This window comes from Streptomyces sp. NPDC048442 (assembly GCF_040651475.1).
Lineage (GTDB): Bacteria > Actinomycetota > Actinomycetes > Streptomycetales > Streptomycetaceae > Streptomyces.
Genome location: NZ_JBEZKB010000025.1, coordinates 77306 through 93955, shown reverse-complemented (window position 1 = coordinate 93955; position 16650 = coordinate 77306). Strand labels below are relative to the sequence as shown.

Below are 16650 nucleotides of genomic sequence, written 5' to 3'. Positions count from 1 at the left end.
GCCCCGCTACGCCGCCTGAATCTCCATCCGCGCCCCGAACTCCCGCACCGACGGCTCGTCCCGGTAGGGGTCGAGCCGCTGCTGGAAGTCCTCCAGGTACTCGGCCCCCCGGTTCGACCGCAGCGTGCTCAGCAGTTCCACCGCGCGCGTGCCCGTGTGGCAGGCCTGTTCCACCTCCCGCTGCTGCACCTGCGCCGTCGCAAGCAGTACGAGGCCGATGGCCCGCCGCCGCACCCTGCTGTCCGGATGCCCCGCCAGGCTCTCCTGCGCCCTGCGCGCCGCCGCGTCCGCCTGCCCCAGGTCCCGGTGGCAGTGCGCCAACTCGTCGGCCAGATACGCCTGGTCGAAGTGGGCGATCCACGCCGGGTCGTCCCCACAGTCGCCCGCCTCGTGCACCCGCTCCATCGCCGACAGCGCCTTCCCCGCCACGGCCCCGCAGGTCCGCTCGTCGCCCATCAACGCGTGCCCGCGCGCCTCCGCCGCGTAGAACATGGCCTCCGCCCGTGGCGTCACTCGCCCCCGTGCCCCCTCCTGCGCGGCGCGGGCCAGCTGCGAGATCTCGCGCGGGTTGCCGAGCTGCGCCGCCAGGTGGCTCATGGAGGCGGCCAGGACGTACCCCCCGTACCCGCGGTCCCCCGCGGCCTGCGCGAGCCGCAGCGCCTGGATGTAGTACCGCTGGGCCAGCCCCGGCTGCCCGGTGTCGACGGCCATGTATCCGGCCAGTTCGGTCAGCCTGGCCACCGCGGCGAACAGTTCGCGCCCCACCGACTCCCGGTAGGAGCCCGAAAGCAGCCCGGACACCACGCTGTTGAGGTAGTGCACGACGATCGGGCGTACGTGCCCGCTGCCGAAGCGGTGGTCCAGCGCCGTCAGCGCCTCGGTGGTCGCCCGTACCGCCTCCACATCACTGATCCCCACCCGCGACCCGGCCGTCCGCGCCACCTGGTGGTCCGCGCCCGTGATCAGCCAGTCCCGGCTCGGCTCGACCAGCGCGGACGCGGCCACCGAAGAACCCGACAGGAAGTCCCTGCGCCCCACGTCGCTGCGCCACAGCTCACAGACCTGCTCGATCGCGCCCAGGACGGTCGGCGAGAACTGGAGCCCGATCCCGGACGCCAGGTTCTTGCCGTTCGCCATCCCGATCTCGTCGATCGTGACGGTGCGGCCCAGCTTGCGGCCGATGGCCTCCGCGATGATCCCAGGCGCCCGGCCCCTGGGCTGCTGGCCGCGCAGCCACCGCGCGACGGATGTCTTGTCGTAACGGAGATCGAGTCCGTGCTCGGCGCCGCACATGTTGACCCGGCGGGCAAGACCGGCGTTGGAACAGCCCGCCTCCTGGATGAGCGCCTGGAGTCGTTCGTTGGGCTGGCGGGCGACGAGAGGCCTGGCTGCCATGTGTACCCCCTGGTGCGGGCGCTGATGAAGTCCTGGTGAATTCCCATGAATTCGTGCGGAGATCACTGCCCGGCGGATATGCAAAGAATGCGAGTCATGCGCGTCTTGCGCGTACATGCCGGAAGACAGAGGTATTTCCGGTACCTCCGTGCTTCCTCCGCGCTTCGGTATTTCCGGTACCTCCGCGCTTCCCCGTACGGCTTCCCCCGTGTGGTTTCCCGCTCTCCGTGCCGCAGCCACATGCGCGCCCCCGCCCGTGCACCCATGCGCCCCGCATGCAGGATCGATGCGCCACCTCCCGGCCCGCCGCGCCCGTAACCGGAGGTGATGCTTGTAGTTGAGCTCTCCGTGGAAGAGACCATCGGAGTCACGGACGTCACGGCCGCCGCCCAGATCCCCCAGCAGCGCGGTGATCAACTGCTCGACAGCGCCGTGCGGTACGCGGAAGAACGGCACTGGGACGTGGTCCCCGGGACCTGGCTGGAGGCCGACGAGGGGGTGGAGCGCTGCTCGTGCGGCAACGTGGCGTGCGCCGCCCCCGGCGCGCACCCGGCCAAGGACGACTGGGCGACGCAGGCCACGGGCAGCGCGGTCGCGGCGCGCAGGATGTGGCAGAAGAACCCGAAGGCCTCGATCCTGCTGCCCACCGGACGCACCTTCGACGCCATCGACGTACCCGAGACGGCCGGCTTCCTGGCGCTGGCCCGCATGGAGCGCATGGAGCTCACCCTCGGCCCCGTCACCAGCACCCCCGACCGCCGTCTCCTCTTCTTCGTACTGCCGGGCGCGGGTGCGAAAATCCCTGATCTGGTACGGAAGTTGGGCTGGGTGCCGACCACGCTCGACCTGGTGACCCGCGGCGAGGGCGACTACGTGGCGGGCCCGCCGACCCGCATGGGCGCAATGGGCGCCGTGCAGTGGGCCCGCCGCCCCACCCCCGCGAACCGGTGGCTGCCGGATGCGGAGGAGCTGATCAGCCCCCTCGCCTACGCGTGCGGACGGGAAGCGGCTACCGCGCGGGGGCGCGTTCGAACATAGCGGGTCATAAAGTGGGCCCCGTATCACGGGGACCACGAAAGGCAGTGCGACATGCCTGACCAGGCATTCGACCACGAGGCGTCCACACACGACGAGTTCGGGCACGGGGCATTCGAACAGGCGGGCGGAGCGCATACGGCGCCGCCCGCCGCGGTACGTGTCCAGGGCCTGTGGAAACGGTTCGGCGAGCAGATCGCCGTGGCCGGGATCGATCTCGAACTCCCGGCCGGAAAGTTCATCGGCCTCGTCGGGCCGAACGGCGCGGGCAAGACCACCACCCTCTCCATGGTGACGGGGCTGCTCCGCCCCGACCAGGGCACCGTGGAGATCGGCGGCCACGACGTGTGGCGCGACCCGGTGCAGGTCAAGTCCCGGATCGGCGTGCTGCCGGAGGGACTTCGCCTTTTCGAGAGGCTCTCGGGGCGCGAACTGCTCGCGTACACCGGCCGGTTGCGTGGGCTGCCCGGCGAAGAGGTCGACAAGCGGGCGACCCAGCTCCTGGACGTACTCGATCTGGCGGGCTCGCAGCACAAGCTCGTCGTCGACTACTCGACCGGCATGCGCAAGAAGATCGGCCTCGCCGCCGCTCTTCTCCACAACCCCGAAATCCTCTTCCTGGACGAGCCGTTCGAGGGCGTCGACCCGGTGTCGGCGCAGACCATCCGCGGCGTCCTGGAGCGGTACACGGCCTCGGGCGCGACGGTCGTCTTCTCCAGCCACGTCATGGAACTGGTGGAGTCGCTGTGCGACTGGGTCGCCGTGATGGCCGCCGGACGCATCCGCTCCCAGGGGACCCTGGCAGAGGTACGGGGCGACGCGCCGACCCTGCAGCACGCGTTCCTGGAACTGGTCGGGGCGAACGGGCGGGACACCGGGGAGAGCCTGGACTGGCTGGGCGGCGGGGCGGCACGATGAGTACCGGTGGTGTGGTTTCTGGGGGAACGCGGCCTGCCCCGGGTGTGGTTTCGGCCGGTCTGACGCCGATCTTCGTACGGCTGAAGGTGGCGCTGCTGAAGAACGGGCTGCGGCAGTCGTCCGGGCGGAAGGCCGCGTTCGTCATCACCGCGGTGCTGGTGCTGCTCTTCTCGGCGCTCCAGCTGGTGGTGCTGATCGCGATGCGCGGGCAGTCGTTCGCGCCGACGCTGACGCTGCTGATGGCACTGGTCGTCGCGCTCGGCTGGACGTTCATGCCGCTGTTCTTCCCCAGCGGCGACGAGACGCTGGACCCGTCGCGGCTGGTGATGCTGCCGTTGCGCCCGAGGCCCCTGATCCGGGCGCTGCTCGTGGCGTCGCTGGTGGGGATCGGGCCGCTGTTCACGGTGTGCCTGGTGGTGGGCTCGGTGATCGCCGTGGCGCACGGGTTCGCGGGGGTGGTGGTGGCCGTGCTGGCCGCCGCGCTGACCGTACTCACCTGCGTGGCGCTGGCCCGTACCGTCGCGACGGCGAACGTACGGCTGCTGACCAGCCGGCGTGGGCGCGACCTGGCGGTGCTGAGCGGTCTGATCGTGGCCGTCGGCATCCAGTTCGTGAACTTCGGCTGGCAGCGGCTCGCCAGTTCGGGCGGCCTGTCCGTGCTCGACCCGGTGGCCGACGTCGTGCAGTGGATTCCGCCGGCCTCGGCGGTCGGCGCGGTGCACTCGGTGAGCGAGGGTGCGTACGGGCGCGGGGCGGCCCAACTCCTCATCGCGGCCGTCGCGTTGGCGACGCTGCTGTGGGCGTGGGAGCGCGGTCTGGTCAAGCTGATGACGGCGCCGGACGGGTCGACGATCCAGGCGGCGTCGGGCCCGGCCCGCAAGGAGTCGTCGGCGGGCTGGCTCTCGCGGCTGCTGCCGGACGGCCGGACGGCGGCGACCGCGCAGCGGGTGCTGCGGTACATCTGGCGCGACCCGAAGACGAAGGGCGCGTGGATCACCTCGCTCGCGATCGGGCTGATCGTGCCGGTCTTCAACGCATTGCAGGGCACCGGGTCGGTGTACCTGGCGTGCATGGCCACGGGCATGCTCGGCATGCAGACGTTCAACCAGTTCGGAACGGACACCTCCGCCTTCTGGATGGTCGCCACGACCATCTCGACGACGCGGGACGCGTACGAGGAACTACGGGCGCGGCTGCTGGCGCTGCTGGCGATCACCGTTCCGTACACGGTGCTGGTGACGGCCGTGACGGCGGCGATCGTCGACGACTGGGCGGTGTTCCCGGAGGTGCTCGGGCTGGCCTTCGCACTGCTCGGGGCGCTGCTGGCGGCGGGGATGGTGGCTTCGGCGCGCTTCCCGTACTCGGTGCCGCAGGGGGGAGCGAAGAACGTGGCCCCCGGGCAGGGGTCCCTCGCCTGGATGTCGCTGGCGGCCGGGCTCCTGGTGTCGACGGTGGCGTGCGCGCCGCTGATCGGGCTGACGGTGTGGCTGCACGTCGCGGGCCACGCGACGTGGCTGCTGCTGCCGGTGGGGGCGGCGTACGGGCTGCTGGTGGCCTGGCTCGGCCTCAAGTCGGCGGCGCCGGGGACGGCGTCGCGCTTGCCGGAGATTTTGGCGGCGGTGAGTAAGGGGTAGGGCGGGGGGCGAGGTGGGGGGGGCGAGGTGCGGGGGATCGTGCGGGTGCGTCGTGGCTGGTCGCGCAGTTCCCCGCGCCCCTAACTGCCTGCCCCTTAGCCCCGAGCCCCTTTAAGCCCGCCAGCCTCCTTGGGCAGCGGGGCCGCCCCCTCCCTCACCTCGTCGGAGTCACCATCTCCTCCAGGAACGGTTCGATGGCCGCCCTCCACCCCTCCGGCTGGTCGTAGTGCACCAGGTGGCCCGCGTCCACCACCTCCGCGTACCTCCCCTTCGGCAGCACCCGCACCATCTCCTGCGCCTCCGCGCGCCCCAGCTCCCCGTCCAGCCCGCGGACGACCAGCGTCGGGCAGCGGACCTGGGACAGCTCGTCCCAGTGCGCTTCGTAGACCCACGTCTCGCGCGACTGGAGCATCTGGCGGCGGGAGAAGGCCGGACGCCAGCCGGCCTCCCCCTCCTCCATCACCTCGGCGAAGAACTCGCCGCGTGCGGGGCTCGGCCGCTCCACCCAGGGGTCGTCCTCGCCGAACCACTTCCGTACGTCCGCGAGCGTCGCGAACGGCACCGGCCACGACTTGAACCAGTCGTCCCACTCCCGCTGGGAGGCCGCTCCGAGGGCCGAGGCCCGCATGTCGCAGACGACCAGGGCGCGTACCAGGTCGGGCCGCTTGGCGGCGAGCTGCCAGGCCGTCAGGGCGCCCATCGAGTGCCCGATCAGGGTCACGGGGGCGAGGCCGAGCTGCTCGACCGCCGCCTCGGCGTCGGCGACGTACGCATCGCGGCTGAAGGGGCCGTCCGGGGGTTTCTCGCTGCGTCCGTGGCCCCGCTGGTCGAGGGCGACGGCCCGCTGCCGCTCGGAGAGCCAGCGGGCCGTGTCCGCCCAATGCGAGGAGCGGCCCATCAGTCCGTGCAGCAATAAGACGCCAGGTACCTGCTCGGGCTCGCCGCCGTCCTTCGGCGGGTCGGCGAACTCCCAGGCGGCGAGGCGTACGCCGTCGGCTCCGGTCACGTCGATGCGCCGCACCATATGGCCTGGCACCCCCTTCTGCTGCCGGTTTCCGGGTGGTCGTCCCTACCTTGTTCCAAGTTATCGAACTTGCATTCGAAAGTGTGAGTACGACACCCAACACCCCTCTTTCGAGTGACAGCGCTCAAGGATTGGCTCGCGCTGCCGAGGGGAGATCTTCTGCGGGAGGCGGGCCGCTCGGGGAAGACGGTCCGCGGGGGTTGACCTTGAGAGCTCGGGGCTCCAGGTCAGCACAGGGGAGGACAGGCCCCGGCGCCTCAGGGCGCCGGGGCCCTCCTTGTGCGGTACGTACGACGGGCGCATTCCCCGCCTCCTCCCCGGCCGTGCGACGGACCCGGTCGGCAGCTCTCATTCACCTTGTGTGCCCCGGTTCGGGCGCCGCAGACACAGCGTGGCACGCGATCCGCCCGGCCGCTGGGATTCCGCTACGAAAGCGGGGCCCAACTCCCGTCACTCCAGGCCCAGTTGATCCCTGCGATCCCGTACCTCCGGCCCCGCACCTCCGAGGCGTCAGCGCTTGACGACGAAGACATCAGCGCTTGGCTACGAAGACGTGCGACGCCGTCTCCGCGTCCAGCTCGGCCGCCTCGCCGCTGCTGCCGACCAGCACCCCGCCGGGCGACTCGGTCACGCTGACCACCGAGCCGGGCTGCACGCCCGCCCTGCGCAGCGTGTACATCAGCTGGGCGTCGGTCTGGATGGGCTCGCCGATCCGCCGTACGACAACGGTCTTGCCCTCGGGGCCCGGCTCCAGGTCGCTGAGGCTGACCATGCTGTCGTCGAGGAACGGGTCGGCCTCGGCCTTCTCGCCCAGCTCCTCCAGACCCGGGATCGGGTTTCCGTACGGCGACTCCGTCGGGTGGCGGAGCAGCTCCAGGACGCGGCGCTCGACCGCCTCGCTCATCACGTGCTCCCAGCGGCAGGCCTCGGCGTGCACCTGCTCCCACTCCAGGCCGATCACGTCGACGAGCAGGCACTCGGCGAGGCGGTGCTTGCGCATCACGCGCGTGGCGAGACGGCGGCCCTCCTCGGTGAACTCCAGGTGCCGGTCGCCCGCCACCATCACCAGGCCGTCGCGCTCCATGCGCGCCACCGTCTGGCTGACCGTCGGCCCGCTCTGGTCCAGCCGCTCGGCGATACGGGCGCGCATGGGGACGACGCCCTCCTCCTCGAGCTCAAGGATGGTGCGGAGATACATCTCCGTGGTGTCGATCAGTCCGGACATGTGTGCCCCTCGATGCTGTGACAGAAAATCGTCGTGCGCTTGGCTCGTCGTCGCTGAGAGACGCCCGGCGGATTTCCGCGGACGCCCCGGCCCGGTACCAATTCTGACGCATCGCACTGACAACCGTGCCGGACCGGGGCGAGGCCGTATTGACAGGCCCCTGGTCCAGACCGCAACGTGATCCGCGGCATGGACGGCGCCCCCGCCCATTACCCTCGGTAACCTCCCGGAATCCCCGGAACCCCCGGAAAGGCCCCTCTGCGATGAGCGAGAACAAACTGGCCGGTCAGTTCTTCGACGCCGCGATCGAGCTGCTCCATCGCGTACGGGACGAGGAGGCGGACTCCGTCGCGGCGGCGGGCACCGCCATCGCCGACACCGTCGCCGCCGGGGGCCGGCTCTTCGCGTTCGGCGCGGGCCACTCCTCGCTCGCCGCCCAGGACGTCGTCTACCGGGCGGGCGGGCTCGCCCTGATGAACCTCCTCGCAGTCCCCGGCGTCGTCGGCGTCGACGTCATGCCCGCCACCCTCGGCTCCGCCCTGGAGCGCGTCGACGGCCTCGCCGGCGCGGTCCTCGACAGCAGCCCCGTCAAGGCCGGTGACGTACTCGTCGTGATCTCTCTGTCGGGGCGCAACGCGCTCCCCGTGGAGATGGCGATGAACGCGCGCGCCCTGGGCCTGAAGGTCATCGGCGTGACGTCCGTGGCGTACGCGCAGGGCACCAGGTCCCGTCACAAGTCGGGCACCTTCCTCAAGGACCACTGCGACATCGTGCTGGACAGCAAGATCGCGGTCGGCGACGCCGAGCTCACCGCGGACGGCATCGACGCCCCCTTCGCCCCCGCGTCGACGGTGGTCACCACGGCCCTGATGCAGGCGGTCATGGCGGCAGCGGCGGGCGAGCTCGCTGGCCGCGGCATCGAACCGCCGCTGCTGCGTTCGGGCAACGTCGACGGCGGGCACGAGTGGAACGGCCGGGTGATGAGCGAGTACGGCGACCGGATCTTCTTCCGGCACTGAGCCCGCGCCTCCCCTCACCGAGCCCGCGTCTTCCGGCACCGAGCCCACGCCTTCCGGCACCGAGCCCGCGCCTTCCGGCACCGTCAGAACAGGACCCGGACGGTCAGGCCGCCTCCGGGATTCGCCCGCGCCTCCACCCTCGCACCGTGCGCGCGGGCGATCGACGCCACGATGGACAGGCCCAGACCGGCTCCCTCACCCGGTGCGTGGCGGCGCGCCTGCGCCCTGCGGAAGGGTTCGAAGAGACGGGGCAGCGCGTCGGGGTCGACGTGCGGGCCGGTGTTGGACACCTCCAGGGTGCGGATGCCGTCCGCCTCCTCATGGAGGCGGACGCGGACCGTGCCGCCCGGGTGGTTGTAGCGCGCCGCGTTTCCCACCAGGTTCTGGACCAGGTGACCGAGCAGCACCTCGTCGCCCTCGACCTCTATGAGGTGCAGGTCGGCGCCGACAGTGATGTCGTCCCGTACGGGGGTGCGTTCCAGGACTCCGGTGACGACGTCCCGCAGCGCACAGGGCTCCCGGTGGCGCAGCCCCTGCTCCGAGACGGACAGCAGCAACAGCCCTTCGATCAACTGCTCACTGTCGTCGGCGACTTCGATCAGCTTGGTACGGATGCGGGCCACGCGCTCCGCGTCCGGCTCCCCCGCGAGGCCGATCTCGGCGGCGGCGCGCTGCACCGCCAGGGGGGTGCGCAGCTCGTGTGCGGCGTTGGCCGCGAACCGCTGCTGTGCCCAGACGAGCTGCTCGATGCGGTCGAGCATCCCGTCGAAGGTGTCGGCGAGCTGCTTCAGTTCGCCGCCCGCGGGGGCCTTCAGGGCGATCCGTTCGCGCAGGTTGTCCCCGGAGAGCTTCCGTGCGGTCGCCGTGATCACGCCGACCGGCCGCAGCACCCGGCCCGCCAGCCACCAGGCCAGCGCGACCGACAGCACGCTGAAGACGGCCAGTGCGAGCCCGGAGACGGTCAGCATCCGCCCCAGGGCGGCGTCCTCGGCCGCCTTGCTGGCCTGCTGGGTCACCAGGCGCATGGCGGACACCTTGGCCGTCGGGGAAGCCGTCGGGAACGCCGGAACGGCCCGAACGGCATCGACGGTGGGCCAGGTGCCGTCCGCGGGGATGCGCCGCACCGGGAACGCCGTGGTCACCGCGCTGGTGATGGTCGTGCCGAGGCCCTCCCGTACGAGGAAGTACACCAGCCCGGTGAGCAGGGCACCGGCCAGCACCAGCAGGCCTCCGTACAGCGCGGTGAGCCGGGCACGCTCGCTCATGCGCCGTACCCCGGGCCCGTGGTGCCGGTGCTTGTGCCGGTGGTGCCTGTGCCGGTGGTGCCTGTGTCTATGCCTGTGCCTGTGCCCGTGCCCGTGACGCGGTAGCCGACGCCCGGGACGGTCTCCACCACCGCCGGCGCGCCCAGCTTGGCGCGCAGTTTGCTGAGGGTCACCCGTACCGCGTTGGTGCGGTAGCTGGTGTCCTCCTCCCACACCTGCTCTATGAGGTCGTCGCCGCTGACCACCGCCCCCTGCGCCCGCAGCAGCGTCTCCAGTACGGCGAACTCCTTGCGGGACAGGAGAAGGTGGCGGCCGTCCCGCGCGGCCTGTCTGCGGGCCGTGTCCAGGACGATCCCGGCGCACTCGATCACCGGCGGGAGGGCGGGGCGCGCACGGCGGCCCAGCGCCAGCACGCGCGCGAGGAGCTCGTCGTACGCGAAGGGCTTGGTGAGGTAGTCGTCCGCGCCGAGCCCGAGGCCGTCGACGCGGTCGCGCACGGTCCCCGACGCGGTCAGCATCAGGACCCGGGTGAGCAGCCGCTGCTCGACGACCCTGCGGCACACGTCGTCGCCGTGCAGGCCGGGCAGGTCCCGGTCGAGGACCATCACGTCGTACTCGCCGAACTGGAGCTTGCGCAGGGCCTGCAGCCCGTCGCAGGCGACATCGACCGCGAGAGCTGCCCTCCGCAGCCCTTCCGCCACCATCTCCGCGAGGAATTCCTCGTCCTCCACCACCAGCACACGCATCCGCCCTTCCTATCCGACCTGCACATTTCCTCGCTGTAAGGACAGGTGGTGAGGGAAACGAAATGCGGGGCCGCGGCACGCTCCGGCCATGACCATCCGTAGGAGCACTTCCTTCCTGGCCATGGGACTCACTTCCCTCGCCGTCCTCGCCACCGCCTGCGCGGGTTCCGCCGACAAGGGCGGGTCCGACGCCGTAGGCAAACCCGACAGCGCGAAGTCGGACTCCGCCGCCGGGTCCGGCGACCGGAGCACGTCCAAGACCAACGACGACAAAGCGGTGAAGCACCGCCAGTGCCTGCGCAAGCAAGGGCTGAAGGTGCCCGACCCCAAGCCCGGCGAGAGCGGCGTCGGCATCACCCTCGGAGGCGGCATGTCCAAGGACGCCCTCGACAAGGCCATGAAGGCCTGCGCCAGTACGTCGCCCGGCGGCGCGTCCGGCGGCAGGATGACCCAGGCCGACAAGGACAAGGGCATCAAGCACGCCCAGTGCATGCGCAAGAACGGCTTCAACATGCCCGACCCGGACTACGAGGGCGGCGCGATGCGCGCGATGAAGATCCCCAAGGGTGCGGAGCTGAAGAAGTTCGAGAAGGCGTCCAAGGCGTGCGCGGGGATCTACCGTTGAGGCGCGGTACGAAGGTCACCGTCGCGGCCGTCGCGGTGCTCGCCGTGGTGGGCGGCGGGGTCGCCCTCAGCACCGTGAGGGCCTCCGGCAGGAGCGAGGCCCCCACCGGCCACACCGGGCTGCCGCCCGCCACCGCCGCCGTGGAGCGCGGCGACCTCAGCGACTCCACCCAGGTCGAGGGCGTCCTCGGGCACGCGGGCACCCACAAGGTCAACGCGGGCGCCACCGGCACCCTCACCTGGTCGCCGTCGGTCGGCTCCACCGTGAATCGCGACGGCCGCCTCTATGAGGTGAACGGGAAGCCGGTGCGACTGATGTACGGGTCGGGGCCCATGTACCGCTCGCTGAAGCCCGGCGACAAGGGGCCCGACGTGGAGCAGCTGGAGCGGAACCTCCAGGCGCTGGGGTTCGCGACCGGTCTCGCCGTCGACGAGAAGTACACGCCGGGCACCGCCGACGCCGTACGCAGGTGGCAGGAGTCCCACGACCTCAAGGAGACGGGCACGGTCGGCCCCGACCAGGTCGCCTTCGCACCGGGCGCGGTACGGGTCAAGGACAAGCCCGCGGCGGCCGGCGACCAGGTCGGTCCTGGGCGGCAGGTGCTCACCACGACCGGTTCCGAACGCATCGTGTCGTTCAATCTGGAGGTCTCCGAGAGCACCCTCGCCAAGGAGGGCACCAAGGTGACGGTGGACCTGCCGGACGGCAGCACCGCGCCCGGCCGGATCTCCTCCGTGGGCAAGACGGCCGCGACCGGCGACGACCCCAACGACAAGACGCCCAAGGTGTCGCTCACGGTCGCCTTCGACGCCCCCGACAAGGTGCGCGCCGTCGACCAGGCGCCGGTGACCGTGAACCTCACCGGCGAGACCCGTACGGGCGTCCTGACCGTCCCCGTGAACGCGCTGCTCGCGCACCCGAAGGGCGGGTTCGGCGTGCAGGTGGTGTCAGGCGGCGCCGTACGCGACGTACGGGTGGAGCTCGGCATGTTCGGGCAGGGCGGCCGGGTCGAGGTCAGCGGGGGCGGGCTGCGTGCGGGCATGAAGGTGGGCGTGCCCAAGATATGAGCGCATCCCCTGCCCCCGAAGCCGCCGCCGGCCCGCCTGGTGCTCCGGCGGCCGTTGTCGAGCTGGCCGGTGCTCCGGCGGCCGTTGTCGAGCTGGCCGGTGTCACCAAGGAGTACCCGGGCGGTGTCGCCGCCCTGCGCGGGATCGACCTGCGGGTCCTGGAGGGCGAACTCCTGGGCATCGTCGGCCCGTCCGGTTCCGGCAAGTCGACGCTGCTGCACATCGTCGGCACCCTGGACCGCCCGTCGGCCGGCACGGTCGCCATCGCCGGGCACGACATCGCCTCCCTGTCCGACCGGAAACTCTCCTCTTTGAGGGCGCGCCACGTGGGCTTCGTCTTCCAGTCGTTCCACCTGGTGCCGGGCGTCAGCGCCCGGGACAACGTCGCGGAGGGGCTGCTCTACTCCGGCCTGCCCCGTGCCGTACGGCGCCGGCGGGCGGCGGAGGCGCTGGCCCGGGTCGGCCTGGCCGACCGGATGGGCCACCGCCCGCACGAACTGTCCGGCGGGCAGAAGCAGCGCGTGGCGATCGCCCGCGCCGTGGTCGGCCGGCCCGCCCTGCTGCTCGCCGACGAACCGACCGGAGCGCTGGACTCCGAGTCGGGGGAGGCGGTCATGGCGCTGCTGCACGAACTCAACGCGGAAGGCGCCACGATCGCCGTCATCACGCACGACACGGAGATCGCGGAGAGCCTGCCCCGGCAGGTCCGCCTCCGGGACGGCCGCATCACGGCCGACACCGGGGGTGGTCCCCGATGACCGCCCGCCGCTCCCCGGCCGACCGCTCCCCGGCCGGCCGCTCCCCGTCCGACCGCTCCCCGGCCGACCGCTCCCCCGCCCGCCGCTCCTCCGCCCGGCTCTCCCCCTCCCGGCTCGGCCCCCGTGACGTCCTGCACGTCGGTTCCGCCGGGCTGCGCAGCCGCCCCGTGCGGGTGGTGCTGTCGGCGCTGGGCATCGCCATCGGGATCGCCACGATGATCGCCGTGGTCGGTATCTCCGCGTCCAGCAAGGCACAACTGATGCGACAGCTCGACCAGTTGGGCACGAACATGCTGGTCGCGACGCCCGGCGAGTCCATGTTCAGCGGCGAGAAGGTCACCCTTCCGGAGTCCGCGACCGGCATGGTCGGCCGGATCGAAGGGGTCGAGGACGTCGGCGCCACGGGCCTCATCAAAGAGAGCGTGCGGCGCAGCGAGAAGATCCCCGAGGACGAGACCGGCGGCATCAGTGTCCAGGCCGCCACCGAGGGCCTGCTGAAGACGCTGCGCGGCTCCGTCGCCTCCGGCCGCTGGCTCAACGCGGCCAGCGGCCGCTACCCGGCCGTCGTACTCGGCCACGTCGCCGCCGCACGCCTCGGCATCGCGACGCCCGGCTCCCAGGTCTGGATCGGCGGCCGGTACTTCACCGTCACCGGCATCCTCGCCCCGCTGCCCCTGGCCCCCGAGATCGAGCGTTCGGCCCTGATCGGCTGGGAGGGCGCGAAGAAGCACCTGCGCTTCGACGGCCACCCGACCTCGCTGTACGAGCGCTCCACGGACGCCTCCGTGGCGCAGGTGCGCTCGCTGATGGCGCCGACGATCGACCCGAAGAGCCCGGAGAACGTCCTGATCACGGACCCGTCGACGGCCCTGCGCACCAAGGCGGCCACCGAGGGCGCGTTCAACGGACTGCTGCTCGGACTCGGCGGGATCGCCCTCCTGGTGGGCGGTGTCGGGGTCGCCAACACCATGATCATCTCGGTGTTGGAGCGGCGTTACGAGATCGGACTGCGCCGCTCCATGGGGGCGACCAGGGGCCAGATCCGCATCCAGTTCGTCACGGAGTCCCTGATGCTGTCCGCACTCGGCGGGCTGGCCGGCATCGCGCTGGGGTCCGCCGCGACGGGTGTCTACGCGGCGATCGGCCAGATGCCCTGGACGGTGCCGCTGTGGGCGGTCGGCGGCGGCTTCGGCGCCACCCTCGTCATCGGCACCGTCGCGGGCCTCTACCCGGCGGTGCGGGCGGCGAGGCTGTCCCCGACGCTGGCGCTGCACGCGGCGTAACAGCCGCCCCCGTACAGGGGCGGGCGACGAAATCCCCCCTCCTCGCCCGCCCCTCTCCCACTCCCACTCCCGGCCCCCTACCCGCCGCCGTCGCCGCCGCGTAACGCCTGCGCCAGGTCCACCGAGGCCGCCACCCGGACCGCGATGCTCTCCGCGTACGTCGCGTCCGGGCGCTCGAAGGCGGGGCGGCTCGTGCCGCGCAGGAAGGTCACCGTGCCCAGCGTGCGGCCCCGGCTGCGCAGCACCGTACAGAGCGCGTGGACGGCGTCCGCGGGCCACCGGCGGTCCGCCGCCCAGCTCTCGGCGTCGGCGCGGGCGCCCGCGCTCGCGCGCACCGCGCCGGCCCGGTCCAGGGCCTGGAGAGCGGGGTGGCCCTCCCCGTACTGCACCGGAATGCCCGCCCCCGCGTTCTCCTGGAGGCACGGCCCCGGCTCTCCGGCGGGTGTGGCCGCGACCCGTACGAGACGGTCACCGGCGAGTACGTCGACGAGCGCATGGTCGGCGAACCCGGCGAGGCCGAAGTCCAGATGGGCCGCGGCGGCCTCCATGGGGTCCTCGCACTCGGCGGCCGCCCTGGCCGCCCGGTGCAGCTGATTGCCCCTGAACCGCAGCCTGGCGGCGTCCTGCTCTGCGGTCTTGGCGTCGGTGACGTCCTGGAAGAGCCAGCCCACGCCCAGCGGCACCGGCTCCTCCGCAAGGGGCGACGCCAGCCGCAGAAAACCGCTGCGCCAGCAGCGCCGCCGCTCCCCCTCCGCGGTGCGCAGCGTCACCCACAGGTCGACCGGAGCGGGCGGAGTGCCTTCCGCCAGTACGTACTGGAGGGCGCCCTCCAGCTCGTCGACGCCCTGGACGACCCTCTCGCCGAGCGGGCGGCCCAGGAGCGTGGTGCGGCCGCCGCCGAGGGCGCGGGCGGCGTGCACGTTGACGACGGTGGGGCGCAGGTCGACGTCGACGAGGACCACGCCCCACGACGCGTCCTCAAAGAGGACCTCGCTGAGCGCGATGGCCCGCTCCAGGTCGATCTGCGTGTGCACCTCGCCGAAGGCGCTGTAGACCCCGGCCGGTCTGCCGTCCGCGCCGGTGACCGCCGCCGACTGCGTCCGTACCAGAACCCGGCCGCCGTCCTTGCGCAGCAGCGCGAACTCGTGGACCTGCCGGCCGCCGCCGTCCATGGCCGCCATCAGCCGCCCCTGCACCTCCTCGGCGTCGGCGGTGCGCACAGCCCAGCCGGCGAAGCCGCGTCTGCCCACCGCGTCGGCGGCGCTCCAGCCGAGGATGCGTGTCGCCTCGCGGTTCCAGTGGGTGACGACACCGTCGGCGTCGAAGGCACAGAGGGCCGCGTCCATGCCGTCCAGGAGGGCGGCCAGGAGCTCCGACCCCGGCCCCGCTCCCGCCACCGGCTCCGGCTCGGCGGTCCCACTGCTCAGAGAAGCACTCACCCGGCACCCCCCGCAGGTGTTCGCTGTGCTGCACGTTCGGATCATTCAACTCCAACGTGACCCAGCCCACACCTGGTTCCGATAAATCGGTTGAGGTGCCCGGAGAGGGCTCCTAATGTGAGGCCCACGCTGAAAGGAGGTGATCGGGAAGTGATTTCTTTCCGGACTCGTGAGGTGACTGCGGGCTAGTTGCCCGTTGTCGCACCCAGTGCGGTGCCGGCGCAGCCGGTTCCAATCCAAGCAGTCACCGCCCCGCGGGCTCGCCGGTACGTCCGGCCGGCCCCCTCTCCGGAGGGGACCAGAGCCCGCGGGGTTTCTGCGTTGAGCACTCGCTCAAGGGTTCAGTCGCTCCACCGACCAGCCCTCTCCGTCGGTCCTGACGTAGCGCAGCCGGTCGTGCAGGCGGTTCTCGTGGCCCTGCCAGAACTCCACCGTTTCCGGCACGACCAGGTAGCCGCCCCAGTGCGGCGGCACCGGGACCTTCTCGCCCTCGGGGTAGCGCGCCTCCAAGTCGGCGTACGCGGCGGTCAGCTCGTCGCGCGAGGCGATCACCCGGGACTGGTCGCTCGCCCAGGCACCGAGCTGCGAGCCGTGCGGGCGGGTGCGGAAGTACGCGGCTGTCTCGGCGCGGGAGACGCGGGCGGCGGTGCCGGTGACGATGACCTGGCGGGCGATCTGGTGCCAGGGGAAGAGCAGCGAGACGTGCGGGTTCGCGGCCAGTTCACCGCCCTTGCGGGACTGGTAGTTGGTGAAGAAGACGAAGCCGCGCTCGTCGTACGCCTTCAGCAGCACCGTCCGCGTGCTGGGGCGTCCTTCGGGGGTGGCCGTGGCGACGACCATGGCGTTCGGCTCGTGCAGTCCGCCGTCGAAGGCCTGCCGAAACCAACGGGCGAACTGTTCCATGGGGGCGGGCGCCAGCGCGCCCTCGGCGAGCTTCTCGGTGCGGTACTGCGCGCGCATGGCGGCGGGGTCGACGTCGGGCCCGCCCGAGGCGGCGGGGTCGGATGCGGCGGAGTCTGTGTTCGGCACGGGGCCATCCTGCCGCAGGCCCCCCGGTGTACCGGCACGGAGGGTAGGGGGAGCGCAGCCGCAGTGTTCCCTTCCTCAACTCCCGTTAATCCTCTTGGAAGTGGGTCGGGCAGTGTGCCTGTTCTCACGCTTCCCCGCATCGGCTGAACCCGCCAAAATCCCCGGTGGGGAGCCTGTCGCTTCCCTAC

General features: G+C 71.9%; 15 protein-coding genes. 8 read left to right on the top strand and 7 right to left on the bottom strand.

Annotated elements, in window-relative coordinates; all coding sequences use genetic code 11:
- Nucleotides 1-6: 6 nt before the first annotated feature.
- Nucleotides 7-1395, bottom strand: a complete 1389-nt coding sequence (locus tag AB0D18_RS30590) for a transcriptional regulator (RefSeq protein ID WP_362425674.1) — start codon at nt 1393-1395, stop codon at nt 7-9.
- A gap of 327 nt (nt 1396-1722) precedes the next feature.
- Between AB0D18_RS30590 and AB0D18_RS30585 the strand changes: the two genes are divergently transcribed.
- Genes AB0D18_RS30585 through AB0D18_RS30575 form a run of 3 tightly spaced genes read left to right on the top strand, consistent with a single transcriptional unit; the run spans nt 1723 to nt 4982 of the window.
- Nucleotides 1723-2433 carry a bifunctional DNA primase/polymerase gene (locus tag AB0D18_RS30585; protein WP_362425671.1) on the top strand — a complete coding sequence of 237 codons (711 nt, stop codon included), beginning with the start codon at nt 1723-1725 and terminating at the stop codon, nt 2431-2433.
- Between the two features lie 51 nt (nt 2434-2484).
- On the top strand, nt 2485-3348 hold the full coding sequence (locus AB0D18_RS30580; protein ID WP_362425668.1) for an ABC transporter ATP-binding protein: 864 nt from the start codon (nt 2485-2487) through the stop codon (nt 3346-3348).
- Entirely contained in the window at nt 3345-4982 is a 1638-nt protein-coding gene (locus AB0D18_RS30575) for a transporter (protein ID WP_362425665.1), read from the top strand. The genes AB0D18_RS30580 and AB0D18_RS30575 overlap by 4 nt, the downstream gene beginning before the upstream one ends.
- A gap of 154 nt (nt 4983-5136) precedes the next feature.
- Here AB0D18_RS30575 and AB0D18_RS30570 read toward each other — a convergent pair whose 3' ends face one another.
- Both AB0D18_RS30570 and AB0D18_RS30565 read right to left on the bottom strand, forming a co-directional pair.
- On the bottom strand, nt 5137-6006 hold the full coding sequence (locus tag AB0D18_RS30570; RefSeq protein ID WP_362425662.1) for an alpha/beta hydrolase: 870 nt from the start codon (nt 6004-6006) through the stop codon (nt 5137-5139).
- A 532-nt stretch (nt 6007-6538) separates the two neighbouring features.
- Nucleotides 6539-7231, bottom strand: coding sequence for a metal-dependent transcriptional regulator (locus AB0D18_RS30565; protein ID WP_362425659.1), 693 nt, complete (start codon nt 7229-7231; stop codon nt 6539-6541).
- 263 nt (nt 7232-7494) lie between these two features.
- Between AB0D18_RS30565 and AB0D18_RS30560 the strand changes: the two genes are divergently transcribed.
- Entirely contained in the window at nt 7495-8250 is a 756-nt protein-coding gene (locus tag AB0D18_RS30560; RefSeq protein ID WP_362425657.1) for an SIS domain-containing protein, read from the top strand.
- Between the two features lie 83 nt (nt 8251-8333).
- Here AB0D18_RS30560 and AB0D18_RS30555 read toward each other — a convergent pair whose 3' ends face one another.
- Nucleotides 8334-9515, bottom strand: coding sequence for an ATP-binding protein (locus tag AB0D18_RS30555; RefSeq protein ID WP_362425654.1), 1182 nt, complete (start codon nt 9513-9515; stop codon nt 8334-8336).
- Complete coding sequence (locus AB0D18_RS30550; RefSeq protein ID WP_362425651.1) at nt 9512-10261, bottom strand: response regulator transcription factor; 750 nt, start codon at nt 10259-10261, stop codon at nt 9512-9514. Before AB0D18_RS30550 ends, AB0D18_RS30555 begins: the two co-directional genes overlap by 4 nt.
- Nucleotides 10262-10349: 88 nt before the next feature.
- Between AB0D18_RS30550 and AB0D18_RS30545 the strand changes: the two genes are divergently transcribed.
- From AB0D18_RS30545 to AB0D18_RS30530, 4 genes are read left to right on the top strand one after another with little or no spacing between them, the layout of a single operon-like run.
- Nucleotides 10350-10886 (top strand): hypothetical protein, encoded by a 537-nt coding sequence (locus AB0D18_RS30545; protein WP_362425648.1) that lies wholly within the window; start codon nt 10350-10352, stop codon nt 10884-10886.
- Nucleotides 10865-11953: a peptidoglycan-binding protein gene (locus tag AB0D18_RS30540; RefSeq protein ID WP_362425645.1), complete on the top strand. Its 1089-nt coding sequence runs from the start codon at nt 10865-10867 to the stop codon at nt 11951-11953. Before AB0D18_RS30545 ends, AB0D18_RS30540 begins: the two co-directional genes overlap by 22 nt.
- Nucleotides 11950-12711 (top strand): ABC transporter ATP-binding protein, encoded by a 762-nt coding sequence (locus AB0D18_RS30535; RefSeq protein ID WP_362425642.1) that lies wholly within the window; start codon nt 11950-11952, stop codon nt 12709-12711. Before AB0D18_RS30540 ends, AB0D18_RS30535 begins: the two co-directional genes overlap by 4 nt.
- Nucleotides 12708-13994, top strand: coding sequence for an ABC transporter permease (locus AB0D18_RS30530; RefSeq protein WP_362425639.1), 1287 nt, complete (start codon nt 12708-12710; stop codon nt 13992-13994). The genes AB0D18_RS30535 and AB0D18_RS30530 overlap by 4 nt, the downstream gene beginning before the upstream one ends.
- 77 nt (nt 13995-14071) lie before the next feature.
- On the opposite strand, the gene AB0D18_RS30525 is transcribed toward AB0D18_RS30530, so the two are convergent.
- Together AB0D18_RS30525 and pdxH are read right to left on the bottom strand one after the other, a co-directional pair.
- Nucleotides 14072-15433: a PAS domain-containing protein gene (locus AB0D18_RS30525; protein ID WP_362425636.1), complete on the bottom strand. Its 1362-nt coding sequence runs from the start codon at nt 15431-15433 to the stop codon at nt 14072-14074.
- A 333-nt stretch (nt 15434-15766) separates the two neighbouring features.
- Entirely contained in the window at nt 15767-16393 is a 627-nt protein-coding gene (gene pdxH, locus AB0D18_RS30520) for a pyridoxamine 5'-phosphate oxidase (RefSeq protein WP_362425875.1), read from the bottom strand.
- Nucleotides 16394-16650 lie beyond the last annotated feature (257 nt).